Below are 17,072 nucleotides of genomic sequence, written 5' to 3'. Positions count from 1 at the left end.
CACCGAGGAACCGGCTTTGCCGGGCCTCAGGTGTTGCCCCCGGCAGGGGGAAGGAGAAGCGACACGAAGTGCGCGAAGCCTGGGGGCGAGCCTATCCAGTTTCGGGGATGCCTGGCTCGCCGTCCAGGATCTGGTACTTGCGCATCTTCTCCCACAGCACCTTGCGGCTGATGCCCAGATGCTGCGCGGTGTCCTGGCGTTTCCAGTCGTTGATCTCCAGCGCCGCGATGATGCGGTTGCGCTCGCTGCTGTTCCAGCCCTTGCGGTCGCTGCTGCCATCGAGCGAGCCGTTGCCGTTGCCCATGCCGTTGCGCTCGCTCGGGGTCGCCGGTGCCGGCGTGCCGCGCGTGAGCGCAATCGCGCGCTGGATCAGGTTCTGGTCCCAGCCGTGCAGCTGCCGCGCGATCACGCCCACGCGCTCCGCGAGGTTGCGCAGCTGCCGCACGTTGCCTGGAAAGTAGGTCTCGGCCACCGCATCGCTGAGCCAGTGCGGCGTTTCGCCGAGCGCTTCGAGCTCGTCGCCGAGCACGTTGCCCAGCAGCGCCTTGAAGATCGCGATCTTGTCGACCTCGCCGCGCTCCTCGAGGCTGGGCACGTGCAGCTCGATCACCGCGAGCCGGTAGAACAGGTCGGCGCGAAACTCGCCGCTCGCCACCATCTCGCGCAGGTTGCGGTTGGTGGCCGCCACCAGCCGGAAGTCGACCCGCACCGGCGCCGTCGCGCCCAGGCGCGTGACCGCGCTGTCTTCCAGCACGCGCAGCAGCTTCACCTGCTGGTAGCGCGGCAGGTCGCCGATCTCGTCGAGAAACAGCGTGCCGCCCGTGGCCTGCTCGAAGTAGCCGCGGTGGGCGTGGACCGCGCCCGTGAACGAGCCCTTGGTGTGGCCGAAGAACAGCGACTCGAAAAGCCCGTCGGGAATCGCGCCGCAGTTCACCGCCACGAACGCGCCTTTGCTGTAGTGCTGGTGCCCGAGGTGCAGTTGCTGCGCGATGCGCTCCTTGCCCACGCCCGTTTCGCCGCGCACCAGCACGCTGTGGTTGCAGTCGGCAAAGGCGCCCACCTCGGCCAGCAGCGCCTTCATCGCCTCCGAGTGCGCAACAAGAACGTCGGGCGCCTGCGGCGCCACTTCGCGCGCGCGCAGCTGCCGCACCAGCTTCGCGACCATCGTGCGCAGTTCGGCGCAGGTGAAGTCGTAGGGCAGCACGTGCAGGTACTCGGGCGGATAGGTGCGCGAGTCGCGCTCGCGCGACCCCGCCGCGACCCAGATCACCGGCATGCCCTGCAGCAGCTCGGTCGCATGCGCCAGCCCGCCGCTGTCGATGACGGTGACGCTGATGATCGCCACCGACGGTCGCAGCGCCGTGCCGCGGTCCTGCGGCGGAGGCGGCATGCCGTCGGCCCGGATCACCTCCACGTCGAAGCTCGCCATGCACCGCGCGATGCGGTCGAGGATGTCGGCTTTGCCTTCCCAGACAAAGAGGTCGAGTTCGTCGAAGTTGGGGGCGGGGGAATTCATCGGAGAGGAACGGAGTGTCAATACACCAGCATGGGCAGGCCCTTGCAGTCGAGCGACTTCAGGTTCACGTCGATCTGGCCGAGGTTGATGCCGAGTACGTTTGTCAGGAGAGGAGTGAGGACCGACGAGCCGATGGCGTCGAGGAGCGGCTTTAGCAATCCCGCCAGGACGGCCAGTGCATTTGAAACTTTCCCGCCCGTAGTGGCGTCCGTTGTTTTGCTCAGGGTGTCTTTGATCATGCTCTTGCACCCATTGACGTCGCCGCCGCCGAGAAGAATCACGCCTGAACATGGATTGGTAACGCTTGTAAGAAGGCCCGTCAACCCATTTAACAAGCCTGTGAGTAAGCCGCTGTTTTGCGAGTTTTGAGCGATAACAGTGCGAGCTTGGTCGAGTCGTAGGGCGCGGCAAGAGGACGTATCTGCTGAACAGACGGTAGCCGTTTGATCCCAGATCTGGTTGGTGAGGTTGTCTAGATCTCCGCTACTGGGAGTGCCTGTCGGCGCCAGCCCTCCGAAGAGCAGGTTGCTCAGCTGGCCCAGGAGGTCCGACACAAGCGTGCCCAGTTGCAGGTTGTTGCTCGATGTCGTTCCGGTCTCACCCTCGGCGAGGGTCAACTGAGCGTCGGGGGCTTTCAGCACGCCCAGGTCCAAATGGTTGTTCACCTTAAGCAGGCCCAGCACGTTGATGAGCTCCATGTCCTTCAGCGTGGCCGGATAGCTGCAGACCGTCGACTTGGAAAACAGGTCCGTTAACGCGACCTGTCCTACGCACACGTTCGCGATCTTGCTGCTGACGTTGAACTTCACGCGATCCTTGCCGCTTACCGGGTCCTGCAGCGCGGGAGTGCACATGTCGACGATCGTGCCAGTGCCCGTGACCGCGTCGAGAACGATTGGCAGATCAAGCTTGACCAGCGAGCCGAGTAGCCCGGCGTCAGTTACATGGATGAAGCTGCGAACCTGCGCGTTGTAGGCCTTGGCCCCGATGCCACCGATGGCCACGGACGGTGGCTCGATCACCGTCACCTGGGTGGTGACCTTCGCGAGGCCCAGCAGGTTGATGTTGAGCCCCGTGTCGACGGCGTGCTGCGAGGTTGCCACGCCGATCGAGGTGTAAAGCAGGTCCAGTGCACTCACGCCCACGTTCAACGCGCTGCTTCCGCTGCCGCCCGGCGAGACGATCTGCGCGAACAGGCCGCGAGGACCGTCGGCGAGCGAGCCCAACTGCACCGGCAGATTGGTGAGCCCGAGCTTGGCCTGGATCGCCTGCAGCAATGCGATGTTGCTGCTGAGCAAACTGTCCTGGCCCGCCACCGTCACGATGGCGTTGAGCAAATCGCCCAGCATCACCGAGCGGCCCGCGAGTAGCGTGTTCAGCTCGCCAACACCGATGTCGGCGGCAACCGGAATGCGAAGCGCGGCCAGCAGCCCGCTAGGCGTGATCTTGACCTGGGCCAACCCGTCATAGGCAACCAGGGACGTGCCCGACAGATCCAGTCCGATGCCCTTGAGCAGACGTCCCAGCGTCGAATCACCGCTGACGGTGATGAGCTTGCTACCCACGGAGAACTCGGCAAGCGGCGCGCTCAAAGCCGCCACGGCGGTGACGTTGATGAGCCGGTTGCCCGTGAAGAACGACAGCAGTGTGGGTGATGCCTTCTGAAAGCTCACGCGCACCGCGTTGGCCGCGCCCGTGACAGCTGGTGTCTGGAAGCTCGTGTCCTTGTCCCAGTAGCCGCATTGCACCTCTCCCGCAGCCAGCGTGAGGCCCACCGGCATGTTGGCGGGAGCGCCGCCTGCCGAGCCGTTAGCGTTCAGCTGCGCGGCTGCAACTGCGGCCACGCACCCGCCGCGGATCTGCTGTGCACCCGCCAGCGCGGCAAGGTCCGCAGTCTTCTGGAACTCCCGTTTCATGAAGTACATGAAGCCGATCTCGGTGCCGATCAGCGTGATGACGATCAGGCTCAACGCGATGGCCGTGTTGACGAGGATCGAACCGCGAGATCGCGTATGGGGAGAGGAACTGCGGAGCACAACATGCATGGCGATGGCGCCCCTTCAGGAAGAGCGAAGCGCGGCGGTCGTCCGGCTTCGCAATTGATCGGGCAACACCCACTGGCCCACAAACGGCATCGTCGGCAGCAGTTGATTCGCGCTGTACGGATAGCTCACGATGACGACGTAGCGGATGTAGGCCCCGGGGCTGCCGGGGTCGCTGCGGGTCACGTCCACCGTGACGTTGGAGACGATCCAGCTGCGCCGGGTCGCCGCGCTGGTGTTGGCCGAAACGGGAGTGACGAGCGAGTTGGCCAGCGAGTCGTACACGGCGTCCTTGACCCGCTGGTCGGCCGCCGTCGGTGGCGGCGTCAGGAGGCCGACGGCCCGCGCACCGTCCTCGGAGGCGCGCGTGACCGACTGCTGCGTGTAGAGCACCGCCCCGAAGGTCGCGAGCGCGTACAGCACGCTGAAGAGCACGACGAAGACCAGCGCGAATTCGATGGCGGCCACGCCGCGCTGTCGGCCGCGCGTGGTCACGCCTCTGTCGCCATTCGGACGTCCAGCTGCATTCATGGCGCCCTCCCGTCGAGCAGCATGCTGGCCTTGCCGACGATCTGGTCGGGAATGGCGAAGCTCGGGAATGGCGGCAGCAGGAGCTGCAGATTGGTGGCCGTGACGGTCACGACCATCTGGCAGCGGGTGTCCCAGGTGGCGCCGCAGGTGGGCGTGGTGCAGTTGTTGGCGACCACCCCGCATACGGTGGCATTGACGTTGCGCGCCACGATGGCCGGCATCCAGTTGCTGCTCACCGTTGCAGCCGTCTGGGCCTGGGTGATGCGCGCCGGCAGGGTGGGCTGGTAGCGCAGCGCCGCGCGCGCACCATCTTCCGCCGCGTTCTGCAGCCCCAGGCGAAACGCGAACAGCATGCCGTAGCTGATGATCCCGTAGAGCAACGTAAAGAAGATCAGGAACACCATCGCGAACTCGACCGCGTACGCGCCACGCTGGGCGTGTGCGCGGGTGCGAAGGCGTGTGGTGATCATGGAGATGCCCGGGTGTACTTACTTGGGCGAAGCGCCACCACCGCCCGATGCCGACTTGACGGACGACGTCATGCGCTCCGGGATCGGAAACTCGAAGCTCTTCAAGTAGCGCTCGTAGCTGCGATTTGCGACGTTGCCGGCAATGGTGCGTGGCGTTGGGGACGCGATCTCGCCGCCGCGCTGCCATGCGAGCAGGCCCTGTGTGGCGTCGCCCACCTGCAGCCGTTCGTAAGTGGGCTCTTCGGCTTCGGCCATGGCTTCCTGTCCCTGTGGCGGCGCAGGAGTGGACGCAGGTTCCTGTGCGTTGGCCGGTGCCGGTTGCTGTGCGAGGGCCATAGGCGCGGCGACCATCAGGACGGCTGCGAGACCGAATGCGGGCAGTGCGGCGAGACGGTTGGCGTGTGCATTTCTCATGGTGTGCCTCGTGAAGTCGAATTCGGCGAAAGGGAGACCGCCGCATCGGCTACGGACGGATTGAGTTGGCTGGCCGTGCGGATGCCACCCACGCCGGACCAGCGCGAGGCCTTGAGCATCAGCGGCGGTGGCGCAAGGTCTTCGCGTGCGAGTTCTTTGGTGTTCGGAAACGGACGCGCGGCAAGGGGCGCCGGCGAAGCGCCGGTCGCCCCGAACGGCACCGCGCCACCTGCGCGCAGTTGCCGCGCCGCGTCCCGTACCGCCGCGCGGGCCGCGTCGGACATGCGGTTGGCCTCCATCAGCTTGCTCGCCTGCTCGCCCTGGTCTGTGACTTCGAGGTAGAGCGCGAGATTGGACTGGGCCTGGGCGTTGTCGGGGCGCAGCTGCAGGGCCTGCATCAGCGGCAGCCGCGCGTCAGCGATCTGTCCCGCGCGCAGACTGGCGTAGCCCAGGTCGCTGAGCAGCAGGGCGTCAGTGGGTGTCAGGCGCTGGGCTTGCTTCAGCAACTGAATGGCTTCGGAGTAGGCGCCGCGTGCGCCCGCCAGCAGGCCGAGGCCGCGGTAGCCAGCGCCTTCGAGCGGCGTGCCCATCAGGCGCTTGTAGGCTTGCTCGCTCAATGCGGCCTGGCCAGTCTGGCGCAAGGCATCGGCGCGCATGCGCGTTGATTCGGGCGAGATGCCCCAACGCTGCTCGAGCGCGTCGATGTGCGCCAGCGAGGCGAACCACAAGCCTTCCTTCTGCATCTGCTCGACGAGCTTGAGGTAGGTGGCCTTGGTGTCGACGGCGGCGCCGGCCTTGGTGTCGGCGGCCGCCTCGGCCGATGCGCGCTGCTGCGCATCGGCACTGGCGGCGTACTGGTCCTTGAGCGCGCCGCACCCGGTGATGGCCATGGCGGCGGCCGTGGCGACGGCGCAGGCCAGCAGTCGGCCGGCACGGTGCGTGCACATGGAAAAGTCGAGTGTGTTCATTTGCCGATGGCTCCCAGTGAACGGAATATCGCGATGAAGCCCGGCCCTGCGGTGACAATGACCAGCGCCGGCAGCAGCGTGGTCACCATGACGCCGGTCATCTTCACGGTGATTTTTCCGATGCGCTCCTTCATCTCCGAGCGGCGGTGTTCGCGTAGCCGGTCGCTGAAGACACGCAGCGGTTCCTGCACCGCACCGCCGTGCCGGTCGACCTGCACCAGCAGCGAGACGAGGCCGCGCAGGTTCTCGTTCTTGTGCAGCGTCGCGAGGCGATGCAGCGAATGCTCGCGGGTGCGGCCCTGGCTGTACTGCGCATTCGCGATGCCCAGCTCGTAGCCCAGCACACGCAGCACGTGCGAGAAATCGGTCGCCATGATCTGCAGGCTCTGGTCCAGGCTCAGGCCCACGCCCTGCAGCAGGCGCAGCAGGTCGATAAACAAAGGCAGCTCCCGTGCCGCGCGCTCCCGCCGACCGGCAGCGATCCGGCCGAGCACCCACTTGGGCGCCATGAACCCGATGGCGGCCGCCGCCGACAGGACGATGGTGACGGTGCTCTGCGTGTGCCCGCCGCTCCAGAAGACATAGGCGAGCAGCGGGAGCAGGAAGGCGAGCGAGATCCGCGCAACCAGGAAGACCAGTTGCGCCCGCTTTGACGGAAGGCCGCACTGATCGATGAGGTTGCGGTCTTCGTCAGCCACCAAGGCGCGGCCGAGCCGCGAATTCAGCCAGTGGAATGGGAGGTCCAGTTCAGGTTTGAAAGGCGCGTCGGGGTCAGTGTCCGGCTCCACGGGAGATTTCGGATCGGGCACGACGGCTGTCTGCCGGATGGCCCGGCCGATGACCTGCCCGCTGCGCGTGCGGCGGAGTTCGGCGGCGATGAGTGCACCGGCGCCAACTACCAGGCCGAGCGCCAGCAGCATGAGGCTGAAGATGGCCAGCTGATTGGGCGTCAAGCTCATGTCAGCCTTGCCAGCCGGTAGAGCAGGGCGGCGCCTGTCAGTTGCAGGCCCACCGAGGAAAAGATCAGGATGCGGCCCGTGTCGTCGTTCCACATCCCCATGAAGTAACTGGGGTTGGTGAGGATCAGGAAGGCGCCCACGCCCACGGGCAGCAGGCCAAGAATCCAGGCCGACAGCCGCGTCTCCGAGGACATGGCGGTGAGCTCCTGCTCCGCCTGCTCGCGGTCGCGCATGAAATTGCCCACGCGCTCCAGCAACAAGTCGGCGCGACCGCCGTAGCGCACGCCCAGGCCCAGGATCGAGGCAAGCAGGTACATCTCCTCGATGCGCACGCTGGTGGCCGTCTGGTGCAGCGCGCGGTCCAGGTCCATGCCCGCGCGCACCAGCGCTGCCGAGCGCTCAAGATGGCCACGCAGCGGCGCCTGCGTGGTGGGAATCGCCAGCTGAAATGCCGCCTGCGTGGAGTTGCCGACGGTGATCAGGCGCACCATGGCGTCGATGTAGCCGGGGAGCTGGTGGATCAGTTTGCGGCGGAACTTCTGCAGTTGCAGCCACAGAGTGAAGCTCGCTATCAGCACCAGCAGGAACAGCACGCCCAGCGCGCCAAGCCATCCGACCAGGATGCCGACCAGCAGGCCGAGTCCGGCAATGATGGCCAGCGCGAAGACGATGGTGCGCGGCTCGATCACGCCCACCATCCACCCGGGGATCACCCGTTCGAGCAGACCGGTGCGGGTAGCGTTGGCGGATGCCGCCTCCCCATCGAACCAAGGGTCCGTGGTCAGGCTTGAGGCAAGGCCCTCGCCGGGAAGGTCCCGCATCGGCATCGGAATGGCCGATGCCGTGGCGGCCGTATTGGTGGCGAGGATCTGCTGGTTCAAGTGCCGCTCGGTCGCCTGCCGCATCTGCCGATTCTTCGCCCATTGCCAAAGCAGCAGCCCCGCCGCCGCCAGCAGCAGCGCAATGCAGGCTACCGCGAGCAAGACTTCATGCACGGCCGTCTCCTCCATGCTGCGAACGCGCCAGCGACTGGCGAAAGCGCGTGATCTTCGGCGAGTGCGGCGCGATGCCGAGTGACACCCAGCGGTCACGCTCCTCGCCGTCGGGCGAGGCGATCGGTTCGTATCGGTACAGCTCCTGCATCGCCACCACGTTGTCGTTGACGCCGGTGACTTCGCTCAGAGAGATGATGCGCCGTTGACCGTTCGACAACCGTCCGATCTGCACGATGAAATCGATGGCGTTGGCGATCTGCCGTCGCAGGCTCACTTCGCTGCCCTGGTAGCCGGCGAAGCCTGCAAGCATCTCGAGGCGGTACAGGCACTCGCGTGGCGAGCTGGCGTGGATGGTGCCCATCGAGCCCTCATGGCCCGTGTTCATGGCCTGCATCATCTCGATCACCTCGGCGCCGCGCACTTCACCCACGATGATGCGGTCGGGCCGCATGCGAAGGCTGTTGCGCAGCAGGTCGCGGATCGACACAACGCCCGTGCCGTCGAAGCCGCCTGGACGGCTTTCGAGCCGCACCACGTGGCTGGTGCCGAGGGACAGTTCCGCCGTGTCCTCGATGGTGATGACGCGCTCGCGCGCCGGGATGAAGCTGGCGAGCGCATTGAGCAGCGAGGTCTTGCCCGAGCTGGTGCCCCCGCTCACGAGGATGTTGCAGCGCGCGCGCACCGCGATCTCCAGCAGTTGCGCCATGCCCGCGTCGAAGGTGCCGAGCTTCACCATGTCGGCCGGCGTGAGCGGCTCCTTGCGGAACTTGCGGATCGACACCGACAGGCCGTCAATGGCCAGCGGCTCGATGATCACGTTGATGCGCCCGCCGTCGGGCAGGCGAGCATCGACCATCGGGTTCGACTCGTCGAGCCGGCGGCCCAGCGGCGCGAGGATGCGGCGCACGATGCGCATGACGTGCTCGGCATCGGCAAAGCGCACGGTCTCGCGCTCCAGCAGGCCATGGCGCGAGACGTACACGTTCTGGTAGCCGTTGATCAGGATGTCCTCGACGGCCGGGTCGTTGAGCAGGTCTTCCAGCGGGCCGAAACCCGCGAGTTCCTTGGTCAGCGCATCGGCGATGAGCTGCATCTCGCGGTCGTTGATCGGCACGCGGCGCAGGCGCACGAAGCTGTCGACCTCCAGCTCGACGAACTGCTGGATCGAGGCGCGCGACCAGCGGCCGAATTCCGCGCCCAGCTCCTCGATGCGGCTCAGCAGGTGATCATGCGTCCAGCTCTTGATGTCCTGGAACTGCTGGGAATTGATGAACGCCTGGTCGTCGTCGGCGAATTCGATATCGGTGGACATGGGCTCAACCTTCGTGTGAACTCTTCCAGAGGCCGGTGACTTGCGCCATGAGCGCAACCCAGCGTGGATCTTTGGCCGGGGGTTGGCCCGTGGCAGACATGTATTCCTGGTGCAGGCTGCGGGCGAGTCCCGTCACGGCCTGCGCGTAGGGGTCGCTGCGCGCGGTGCGCACCAGCATCTCGCCGCGGCTGGCCGCAGCGAGCAGTTGCGCGCTGCGCGCGGGCAGCACATGGCGCAGCGGTAGTTCAAGGCGCTCGGCGATGTCCCTGGCAGACAGGCCCACGTGGCCATCGAACTTGTTCACCACCAACGAAAGGCGTTCGATCTCGACACCGCGCGCACGCAGCTCCTTGAGCATGTTGGCCGTGGACACGATGCCGCCGATGCTCTGGTCGCACACGACCCAGGTCTGCTGGGCTTCGCGCACCGTCTGCGCCATGAAGTCGATGGTCGAGAAGCCGCCGAGGTCGGCGATCTGGAAATCGAAGAAGTCGGCCAGGCGCTTGATCAGTGCGACGGAGTCGGCATGCGATATCTCGCGCACCTGCGCCAAGCTCGCGGGTAGCGGCAGCACCGCCACGCCGCTGGTGTGATGAGCCAGCGCGGTGTGCAGCAGTGTCTGGTCGAGCCGGCGCAGGTTGCGCACGCCATCGACAAAGCTGAAGCCGCTTTGCGTGTCGAGGTAGAGCAGGCCATCACGCGCGGGCAAGCCCAGGTCGAGCAGCGCCACGCCGTGCCGCGTGCTGCGCCCCTGTGGGCGCGCGGGCGCCTGCGCGAGCTGGTCGTTCAGCGACAGGGCGAGGCTGGTGGCCAGAGTGGTCACGCCGAGGCCGGCGCGCGCGCCCAGCAGCGCCAGCGTGCTGCCGCGCGTGCCGCCCTGCAGGGTGCTGCGCCGTTCGAGCAGCGTACGCAGCGTGATCACCGCCTCGGCGGGCGGCCCGGCCATGTCGACGAAGTCGTCCACGCCCGCACGCAGGGCCGAGAGCATGGCCGCCGGCTCGGCCGACTTGCCGGTGGCCAGCACGGGAAGCGTCGGCCAGTCGCGCTTGAGGCGCTGATGGAGTTGGTTGGCGGCGGTGCTCTGGTCGGGCGAGAAGTCGATGAAGACAGCCACTGGCCCGAGAAGGGCGATGCGCTCGTCGATCGACTTCGCCTCCGGGGAGAGGACCACCACGGAGCCGAGGGTGCCGAGCGCGTCGGTCAGCCAGGTGATGTGGCTGCCGTTGCTCGATGCGAACAGGTAGGTCTCGCTGCCTGTTTCGGGGATGCTGTCGCGTGGTGCGTTCATGGGGACTGCCTGCGATGCATGGTCCGGGTCATGCGCCTCAACGCGAAAAGCCGGGCACCGGCGTGTCGATGTAGCCGCCCAGGAAATGAGCGCGCCACACCGCGCCGTCGCGCTGTTCGGATGTGGTGCCTGGTAGGTACGGCGTCAGGTCGGTCCCGCGGGCGATTGGCTTCACCAGGTGCGGAGTGACCAGGATCACCAGCTCCTTCTCTTTCATCTGGTAGTTGTTCTTGCTGAAGAAGGCGCCCAGGATCGGCAGGTCGCCCAACAGGGGGACCTTGTCCGCGTTCGACACGGTGCTGCGGCTCACCAGCCCGCCGATGATGAAGCTCTCGCCGTCGCCCAGTTCGACGGTGGTGTCGGCGCGACGCGTGGTGATCGCCGGGACGGCGATGCCGTTGATGCTCAGCGCGTTGGTGTAGTCGAGGTCACTGGCCTCCGGCGCCACCTTGAGCACGATGCGGTCGTTCGACAACACCGTGGGCGTCAGCGTGAGGCCGATGCCGAAGGGCTTGTATTCGATGCTGGTGGTACCCAGGCCCTGCGGTACGGGAATCGGCAGCTCGCCGCCGGCCAGGAAGCTCGCGCTCTGGCCTGACAGCGCCACCAGCGTGGGCTCGGCGAGGACGCGGGCCATGCCGTTGCCTTCGAGAAAGCCGACATTCAAGCCGACGCCAGCCTTGCCGAAGTTGAGAAGAAGATCGAAGGCTTGCGTCACCGGATTGGCGTATTCGGCGCTGATGCTCCCGTCGCCCCCAAAGGTGGTCTTGCCGAGCGACGACGGCGTGAAGACGCCGAAGCTGAAGCCACGCGAGTTCACGCGCGTGCTGAAGATGTTCAGGCCGGCCTGCTTGAGCACGCTGCGATTGAACTCCACCACCTTCACCTCGACCTGCACGGTGCTGCTGCGTACGTTGACGATGGAGCGGTCGATCAGCTCGCCTTTCTCGCCGACGCTGGACTGCGCCGTGTCGCGCGCCTGCTGGTGCGTGGTCATGCTGTCCATGGCGCCGGTGAGCGTGGACGCGCGGCGCCGTACTTCGATCGCGTAGCTGGTGGCGGCGGCATTGCCTTTTTCCCAGACCATCAGCGTGGTGCGCCCTGCCGCCTTGCCGGTCACGATCAGCCGCGCGGCCGACGAGCCGGGCGTCTTGCGTGTGATGGTGACGGCGGCGACCGCTTCGTCACCGATGGCCATCCGGTCGATGCCCTTGTCGATCAGCAGCTCTTGCTGCGTGCCTGCGCCCAGCACCAGCGAGCGTTGCTGCAGGGGTTGCGGCCGCGTCCCTTGCGCATCGGCGGCGGTCGATGCCAGCGGCCAGACGGCTTGCGCCATCGCGCACACGGCGATCAGGGACGGACGCAGCAGCTGCAGCGCGACATCCTTGGTACTGCGAGTGGCACGGGTCGACGGCTCGCGGGGCGTGTAATGCATTTGATTTTCCTGGGTGACCTGTGTCGGGTGGCAGTGAGCGTCGGACTCAGTAGTTCACGGTTTCGCTGTGTTCGCCGCGAATGACTTCGACCTGAAGCCCGCCTCGCGCGGTCCCCGCGGCGCGCGGGCTGCTGCTGGAGACTGCGCGAGCCTCCATGGCCAGCGGACGGGCGGCGGGGCCCTTGCCGCCTGTGACGAGATCGGCGGCGGTCAGTCCGGCCTGCGCGCGGTCCAGGCCTTCCAGTGGACCGCGGCGCGGCTCTCCGGCCCTTGGCGCTGCGGGCTGCAGGGCGGTGGGCAAGTCGGCGAAGAGCTTCGGATCGGGTTCGGATTTGTCCGTCGGGTTGCGCAGCGCGAGCATCAGTCGGCCGCTGGCGTCGCCGATGGTCAGCCGGTTCACGTCGTCGACGGGCACGGCGAGCACGGCCGTGCGGGCCTGTTCGTTGCGCTGGGACTGCTGGGCGGCCTTGTCCGGCGACTTGGACGGCAGGCCGTCGACGGAAGCGTTGCCGAAGGCCAGCACGCGCTTGCGTGCGAGCAGCAGGCGCGCCTGGCTGCGGTCTACGTCCTTGCCGTCCGACTTGAGCGTGATGAACACGTCGACGAAATCGCCGGGCTGGATCTTGTTGCCCACGCCCATGATCTCGTCGGCCTTGATCGCGACGGCGCGCTCACCTTCGCCGATGCGCAGCGCCAGACCGGACACCAACTGGTTTTCCATCAGGGGCGTCCCCTCGGCGAGGTCCAGCACCGGCACGCGGCCGGCGGCCATCGCGACATCGTGGAACGCGCCGGTGGGGTTGATCGTGAGGCGTTCCACGCGCAGCGCGTCGGCGGAGATCGCCTCGCCCGCGGGCAGCGGCTTGGCCGCCACCACGACCGGGTAGACCACCACTTCCCGAGCCTTGGTGGGCGCGGTGCTGGGGCCGGTTGCCGCCACGGCCGGCGCGGGAGCCTGCCGGCTCAGCATCCATGCGTAGCCTCCCAGCGCGATGGCCAGGAGCACGAGGACGGCGGCGAGGATTTTGGTGAGGTTGATCATGGGCGGCGGATGAAAGAGTGGGGGCAAGCGATCATGGAAATGGAGAGATGAATGGCCCGCAGCGACAGAGGCAGATGGCTGCTAGCTCTGTCGCCCCCAGACCATCCAGACCGCTGTGGCCATGGCGAGATAGGCCGCGTAGGGAACGATGCGCCTGCGCTTCGGCGACGCGCCGCCATCGCTATCGATAGACGAAAAAGAGGGGCCCTGCAACATCAGTGCGAGCCGAGGAAGCACAGGCCAGCGCTGCAGCGCGAGCCAGAACGCGCTGTGAAGGCCCGCCAACAGGCTGGCGCCGATCCAGATCGGCAGCAGTGCGGACAGGCCGACCCAAAGTCCGAGTGCGCCTGCGAATTTGACGTCGCCTGCACCCATGAAGCCGGCGGCGTGGATGAGCAGCAGGCAGCCGAAGCCGACAGCGGCGCCCGTGAATGCGGTGGACCATTCGAGGTTGAAGGGCTGTATCCCGAGGGCGAGTGCGGCCAGTGCCACTGTGGCGCCGGCCAGCACGAGCCAGTTGGGGACGCGGCGTTGACGGAAGTCATAGACGGCGACGAACAGCAACCACAGCAAACACGCCAATCGCATCACTGGTGTGGACGCTCAGGCTGCCGGTACGGTCAGCTTGCCGGTGATGTAGGTGAAGACGCTCGCGAGCTTGGCGCCGAGGCCGCCGGTGCCCGAGAGCACGCCCACGATGGCGATGGAGATCAGCCCCGCGATGATTCCGTACTCGATGGCGGTGGCGCCTTCTTCGTCGCGCAGGAAACGGGTAATGGAGTTGAACATGATGTGACCTTTCAGGGAGTGACAAGAAAAAAAGCGAGTACTGAACGTGATCTCGAAATTCGACAGAAACCTGAAGAACGAGCCTGCCGACTAGGTCATCACGATGGCGGCCAGTTTGTCCTTGATGTAGGAAAAGACATCCGAAAGCTTGGTGCCGAGACCACCGGTTCCGGAAAGAACGCCGACGATCGCAATTGAAATAAGGCCCGCAATGATTCCGTATTCAATTGCGGTTGCGCCTTCTTCATCGTGCAGAAAATGAGTAATTAAGCTACGCATGATTTACCCTTTTGTTAAGTGTTACCAAAGGCTTGCAAGGTAGATGTTATACGTCGTAACTCTGTGTATCAACGGCCGAGCCCGCAAGACTTTCGACCTAGGCGTGTTAGCCAAAAGATGTAGTGCAAAACGGCGTCCAGCCTTCTGCCAGCCCGAGCCAGAAAAGGTCTGGTCAGCTGATTGACAGTTTGGAAACGAATTTTTCCCTCTGTGAACCACATGCCGCCTCCCATGAAGATGGGATGGGGCGTTACGCCGCAGGGAACGCGCGGACAGGAAGCGTTACGGAAACAACGTGTTACGCGTTACGTAGCGCAGGGCCACAAAAACTCAGATGTAACACCGAGGAAAGGCCGGATTCGTGAGCAAAAAGTCACGAGTTTGTGGGCGTCCCCTCGCCGCCGGGAGGGCTTCAACCAGGCCTCAGCCCAGGACTTCTTCGTGAAACAGCTTCCAGTCGGTACCCTGGCGTAACCAGTACTGGCGCCGCGAGCGTCCACTCTTTTCGCCTTCGAACACCTCGCCGAAGGTAACAATCATGGTGTCGTCACCGTCCCGCCAGTGGAGGTAAGACATGTCCTTGAGCTGTACGCGCTTGCCCTGCGCGTATTTCACTTCGTCGTCGACAGCCGAAATTCCTTCGGTGGATTTCTTGCTGCTGCGCTGGAAATCGGGCAAATAGAATTTCTTCAATTGCGCTTCATTTCCATTGGCCCGCGCATCTTTCCAGCCATTGATTGCGCCGGTAATCGATTGCGACTCTTTTTCCGCCTGAGGCTGCGTTATCCATTGCAGGCTGCGCGCGGTTACCACCGGGGTGGCGCCGATCTGCACTTTCCGCAGAAGCTGCTTCAGGTCGGGATTGGCCATGACCACGCAGCCGTCGCTCGCCAGCGGCGCCCGCGCGAACTGCTGGGGTGGGGTGCCGTGCAGCCAGATGCCGCCGCCAGTCTTGCCGCGCCGCAGGTCGTATGGGTTGGGGTAGTTGATGGGCAGGGCGCCCGCGCCGTAGAAGTCCTTCAGCGACTTCGGGTCGAGGCTGCTGGTGATGTAGTACACACCCAGCGGAGTGCGCGCATCGCCTTCGGTGGCCTTGTCGGTGCCTGACTTGCCGACCGAGATGTAGTAGTCGGCCGTGAGCTTCAGGCCCTTGTCGGAGTTCTCGAACAGGTACAGCCGCGAGCGCGAGGCGTCGACGGCAATGGCATAGCGGCTGCGGGTGGAGAGCGCCAGGAACTGCGACGGCACGGTGTTGGCCGGCGGCCGCTCCCGCAGGGCCTGCAGGCGGCGCTTCGATTCCTCGTGCAGCTCGGCCATGGCCGGGCTGCCGCGCATCTTCGCGATGCTGGCGGTGTCGGGCAGCGCGTTCGACGGGGGCACCTGCGCCGCGAGCAGGTCGCCGTAGACGAGCTGCGCGAGCTGGAAGTTCGGATAGTCGCGCACCAGGTCGCGGGCCTTGGCCAGCGCGGGGCGGGCCTGGCCGCGGCCGAACATTTCGTAGACCGCGATCAGGCGTGCCTCTGCGTTGCCGGCTTCCTGGATGGGGGCCGCGTTGGAGGCGGGCTTTCGTGCGGGCCTTGCCGTGGTGCTAGCCGTTCGGGCTTCTGCTGCAACCGCGCCCTTCCTGCTTTTGGGCTGTGCCTTGGCCGAAGATCGGCCGGCGGAGCGGTTGCCTGCATGGCTGCCTGCCGTGGCCTTGGCCTTGGCGCTGCTGGCTGTCTTGGTGTTGTTCGACGCCAGTGCCGCACCGGGCGCTGCAAGCATCAGCGCGGAAGCGGTCATCAGGGCTGCGAGCAGCTGTCCGCTGCGCAGACGGAACGGGGGATTCTGAAGCCGGCCGTGCCGGACGATGTCTGCCACTAGCCGCCGACGCTTTCCTTGCGAATGTGCCAATGATTGCCGGAGCGCTGCATGTCCAGCGTCTTGCGGCTCGAGACGTTGAGGTTGTCCGCGCGATAGATCTGGCGGAACTTGGCGGTCGCGGTCTGTCCGTCGACCTTGATCGCGAGGTTCTCGATGTTCACGCTGATGCTTGTCTTGCCGACGATGCGGGCGCGGCGGTCTTCTTCCCAGCTCTTGCGGCTCTGGCCGCCCGCGGGCGCGAAGTCGGGGCCGTAGGCCGCGAGGTAGCGCTCCATGTCCTGGCTGGCCCAGGCCGAAGCCCAGGCACGCACGGCCGACTCGACTTCGGCATTGGACGCGGTACTGGCCGCAGGCGCCGGTGCGGGTGCTGGTGCCGGCGTCGCCTCGGGCGCCTTGGGCGCGGCGGCTACCGGTGCAGGAGCGGCCGCGACCTTGGCCGGCGGCGGGGCGGCAGGGGCTGGCGCGGGAGCGGGTGCCTTGGCCACGGGTGCCGGTGCTGGCGCCGCCGAAGCGACCACGGCCGTAGGCTTGCCACCCACCGGCGTCGGCGTGAAGAGCGTGCGGATCACCGCCAGCTTGGGCTGCACGGCGGTGTTGTTCTGGTCGAGCTGCAGCGCCTTGCTGTAGGCCTGGCTGGCCAGCCGCGCATACACGTCGCCGAGGTTTTCCTGGGCGGTGGCGTAGCTGGGATTGGTGCGGATCGCGCTTTCGAGCGCGCCGCGTGCCTTGTCGAACTGGTTCTGGCTCGCGTAGATCACCGCGAGGTTGTTGTACGGCTCGGGCAGTTCGGGCGCATCTTGCGTGAGCTGCGTGAAGGCGGCGATGGCCTCTGCGCGCTTGCCGGTGTCGAGCTGGATCACGCCCTTGAGGAAGCGCATCTGCGGGTCGCGCGGCTTGTCCTTGAGGAAGGCGTCGGCCTTTGTCATGGCCTCGTCGAGCTTGCCGGCCTGCATGAGCTTGTCGACTTCCTCGTGCTCGGGGGCGGCCAGTGCCGGCAGCACGGCGCCGCAGGTTGCCGCAGCCAGGAACAGGGCGCGAACGGCGGGAGAGAAGCTGAAACGGGCGCGTGGCCGGGGGCTCTTGGGCATTGCGGACAAGACCTCGTAGGGGTGGGGGATGCGGCAGGCATTGTAAGTGGGTGGTTAACCTTCAGACACAGTGATGACGGT

At 66.1% G+C, this 17,072-nt stretch carries 17 protein-coding genes; all 17 read right to left on the bottom strand.

Annotation, left to right across the window (positions count from 1 at the left end; translation table 11 throughout):
- Positions 1-91 precede the first annotated feature (91 nt).
- Complete coding sequence (locus tag PMI12_RS20535; RefSeq protein WP_007836268.1) at positions 92-1,516, bottom strand: sigma 54-interacting transcriptional regulator; 1,425 nt, start codon at positions 1,514-1,516, stop codon at positions 92-94.
- 17 nt (positions 1,517-1,533) lie between these two features.
- Positions 1,534-3,561, bottom strand: coding sequence for a TadG family pilus assembly protein (locus tag PMI12_RS20530; RefSeq protein WP_007836267.1), 2,028 nt, complete (start codon positions 3,559-3,561; stop codon positions 1,534-1,536).
- A gap of 15 nt (positions 3,562-3,576) precedes the next feature.
- Positions 3,577-4,089: a TadE/TadG family type IV pilus assembly protein gene (locus PMI12_RS20525; protein ID WP_007836266.1), complete on the bottom strand. Its 513-nt coding sequence runs from the start codon at positions 4,087-4,089 to the stop codon at positions 3,577-3,579.
- Complete coding sequence (locus tag PMI12_RS20520; protein WP_007836265.1) at positions 4,086-4,559, bottom strand: TadE/TadG family type IV pilus assembly protein; 474 nt, start codon at positions 4,557-4,559, stop codon at positions 4,086-4,088. The genes PMI12_RS20525 and PMI12_RS20520 overlap by 4 nt, the downstream gene beginning before the upstream one ends.
- An 18-nt stretch (positions 4,560-4,577) precedes the next feature.
- A complete protein-coding gene (locus PMI12_RS20515) occupies positions 4,578-4,973 on the bottom strand; it encodes a DUF3613 domain-containing protein (RefSeq protein WP_007836263.1) in 396 nt (131 codons plus the stop codon).
- On the bottom strand, positions 4,970-5,941 hold the full coding sequence (locus tag PMI12_RS20510; RefSeq protein WP_007836262.1) for a hypothetical protein: 972 nt from the start codon (positions 5,939-5,941) through the stop codon (positions 4,970-4,972). Before PMI12_RS20510 ends, PMI12_RS20515 begins: the two co-directional genes overlap by 4 nt.
- The gene (locus PMI12_RS20505; RefSeq protein ID WP_007836260.1) at positions 5,938-6,900 is read right to left on the bottom strand and encodes a type II secretion system F family protein; all 963 of its coding nucleotides are present in this window, start codon (positions 6,898-6,900) and stop codon (positions 5,938-5,940) included. The genes PMI12_RS20510 and PMI12_RS20505 overlap by 4 nt, the downstream gene beginning before the upstream one ends.
- Positions 6,897-7,895 (bottom strand): type II secretion system F family protein, encoded by a 999-nt coding sequence (locus PMI12_RS20500; RefSeq protein WP_049965859.1) that lies wholly within the window; start codon positions 7,893-7,895, stop codon positions 6,897-6,899. Before PMI12_RS20500 ends, PMI12_RS20505 begins: the two co-directional genes overlap by 4 nt.
- Complete coding sequence (locus PMI12_RS20495; protein ID WP_007836253.1) at positions 7,888-9,207, bottom strand: CpaF family protein; 1,320 nt, start codon at positions 9,205-9,207, stop codon at positions 7,888-7,890. The genes PMI12_RS20500 and PMI12_RS20495 overlap by 8 nt, the downstream gene beginning before the upstream one ends.
- 4 nt (positions 9,208-9,211) lie before the next feature.
- Positions 9,212-10,495 (bottom strand): hypothetical protein, encoded by a 1,284-nt coding sequence (locus PMI12_RS20490; RefSeq protein WP_007836251.1) that lies wholly within the window; start codon positions 10,493-10,495, stop codon positions 9,212-9,214.
- A 37-nt stretch (positions 10,496-10,532) separates the two neighbouring features.
- Positions 10,533-11,930 carry a type II and III secretion system protein family protein gene (locus tag PMI12_RS20485; protein WP_007836248.1) on the bottom strand — a complete coding sequence of 466 codons (1,398 nt, stop codon included), beginning with the start codon at positions 11,928-11,930 and terminating at the stop codon, positions 10,533-10,535.
- A gap of 46 nt (positions 11,931-11,976) precedes the next feature.
- Positions 11,977-12,972 carry a Flp pilus assembly protein CpaB gene (cpaB, locus tag PMI12_RS20480; RefSeq protein ID WP_007836246.1) on the bottom strand — a complete coding sequence of 332 codons (996 nt, stop codon included), beginning with the start codon at positions 12,970-12,972 and terminating at the stop codon, positions 11,977-11,979.
- Between the two features lie 81 nt (positions 12,973-13,053).
- The gene (locus tag PMI12_RS20475; RefSeq protein WP_237726141.1) at positions 13,054-13,545 is read right to left on the bottom strand and encodes an A24 family peptidase; all 492 of its coding nucleotides are present in this window, start codon (positions 13,543-13,545) and stop codon (positions 13,054-13,056) included.
- A 30-nt stretch (positions 13,546-13,575) separates the two neighbouring features.
- Entirely contained in the window at positions 13,576-13,761 is a 186-nt protein-coding gene (locus PMI12_RS20470) for a Flp family type IVb pilin (protein WP_007836242.1), read from the bottom strand.
- Between the two features lie 90 nt (positions 13,762-13,851).
- Positions 13,852-14,040, bottom strand: a complete 189-nt coding sequence (locus PMI12_RS20465; RefSeq protein WP_007836240.1) for a Flp family type IVb pilin — start codon at positions 14,038-14,040, stop codon at positions 13,852-13,854.
- A gap of 423 nt (positions 14,041-14,463) precedes the next feature.
- Positions 14,464-15,933, bottom strand: coding sequence for a L,D-transpeptidase (locus PMI12_RS20460; RefSeq protein ID WP_042673869.1), 1,470 nt, complete (start codon positions 15,931-15,933; stop codon positions 14,464-14,466).
- Entirely contained in the window at positions 15,900-16,991 is a 1,092-nt protein-coding gene (locus tag PMI12_RS20455; protein ID WP_007836233.1) for a nuclear transport factor 2 family protein, read from the bottom strand. The genes PMI12_RS20460 and PMI12_RS20455 overlap by 34 nt, the downstream gene beginning before the upstream one ends.
- Positions 16,992-17,072 lie beyond the last annotated feature (81 nt).

The organism is Variovorax sp. CF313, from assembly GCF_000282635.1.
Taxonomy (GTDB): domain Bacteria; phylum Pseudomonadota; class Gammaproteobacteria; order Burkholderiales; family Burkholderiaceae_C; genus Variovorax.
Note: the sequence above shows the minus strand (reverse complement) of the source record. Positions and strands in the feature narration are given on the sequence as shown.

What these genes read in the sequence shown, in the direction of transcription:
- PMI12_RS20520 (WP_007836265.1), bottom strand. Translation starts at nt 4,559, where the DNA reads ATGATCACCACACGCCTTCGCACCCGCGCACACGCCCAGCGTGGCGCG.
- PMI12_RS20455 (WP_007836233.1), bottom strand. Translation starts at nt 16,991, where the DNA reads ATGCCCAAGAGCCCCCGGCCACGCGCCCGTTTCAGCTTCTCTCCCGCC.
- PMI12_RS20510 (WP_007836262.1), bottom strand. Translation starts at nt 5,941, where the DNA reads ATGAACACACTCGACTTTTCCATGTGCACGCACCGTGCCGGCCGACTG.
- cpaB (WP_007836246.1), bottom strand. Translation starts at nt 12,972, where the DNA reads ATGATCAACCTCACCAAAATCCTCGCCGCCGTCCTCGTGCTCCTGGCC.
- PMI12_RS20490 (WP_007836251.1), bottom strand. Translation starts at nt 10,495, where the DNA reads ATGAACGCACCACGCGACAGCATCCCCGAAACAGGCAGCGAGACCTAC.
- PMI12_RS20495 (WP_007836253.1), bottom strand. Translation starts at nt 9,207, where the DNA reads ATGTCCACCGATATCGAATTCGCCGACGACGACCAGGCGTTCATCAAT.
- PMI12_RS20485 (WP_007836248.1), bottom strand. Translation starts at nt 11,930, where the DNA reads ATGCATTACACGCCCCGCGAGCCGTCGACCCGTGCCACTCGCAGTACC.
- PMI12_RS20515 (WP_007836263.1), bottom strand. Translation starts at nt 4,973, where the DNA reads ATGAGAAATGCACACGCCAACCGTCTCGCCGCACTGCCCGCATTCGGT.
- PMI12_RS20530 (WP_007836267.1), bottom strand. Translation starts at nt 3,561, where the DNA reads ATGCATGTTGTGCTCCGCAGTTCCTCTCCCCATACGCGATCTCGCGGT.
- PMI12_RS20505 (WP_007836260.1), bottom strand. Translation starts at nt 6,900, where the DNA reads ATGAGCTTGACGCCCAATCAGCTGGCCATCTTCAGCCTCATGCTGCTG.
- PMI12_RS20525 (WP_007836266.1), bottom strand. Translation starts at nt 4,089, where the DNA reads ATGAATGCAGCTGGACGTCCGAATGGCGACAGAGGCGTGACCACGCGC.
- PMI12_RS20470 (WP_007836242.1), bottom strand. Translation starts at nt 13,761, where the DNA reads ATGTTCAACTCCATTACCCGTTTCCTGCGCGACGAAGAAGGCGCCACC.
- PMI12_RS20465 (WP_007836240.1), bottom strand. Translation starts at nt 14,040, where the DNA reads ATGCGTAGCTTAATTACTCATTTTCTGCACGATGAAGAAGGCGCAACC.
- PMI12_RS20535 (WP_007836268.1), bottom strand. Translation starts at nt 1,516, where the DNA reads ATGAATTCCCCCGCCCCCAACTTCGACGAACTCGACCTCTTTGTCTGG.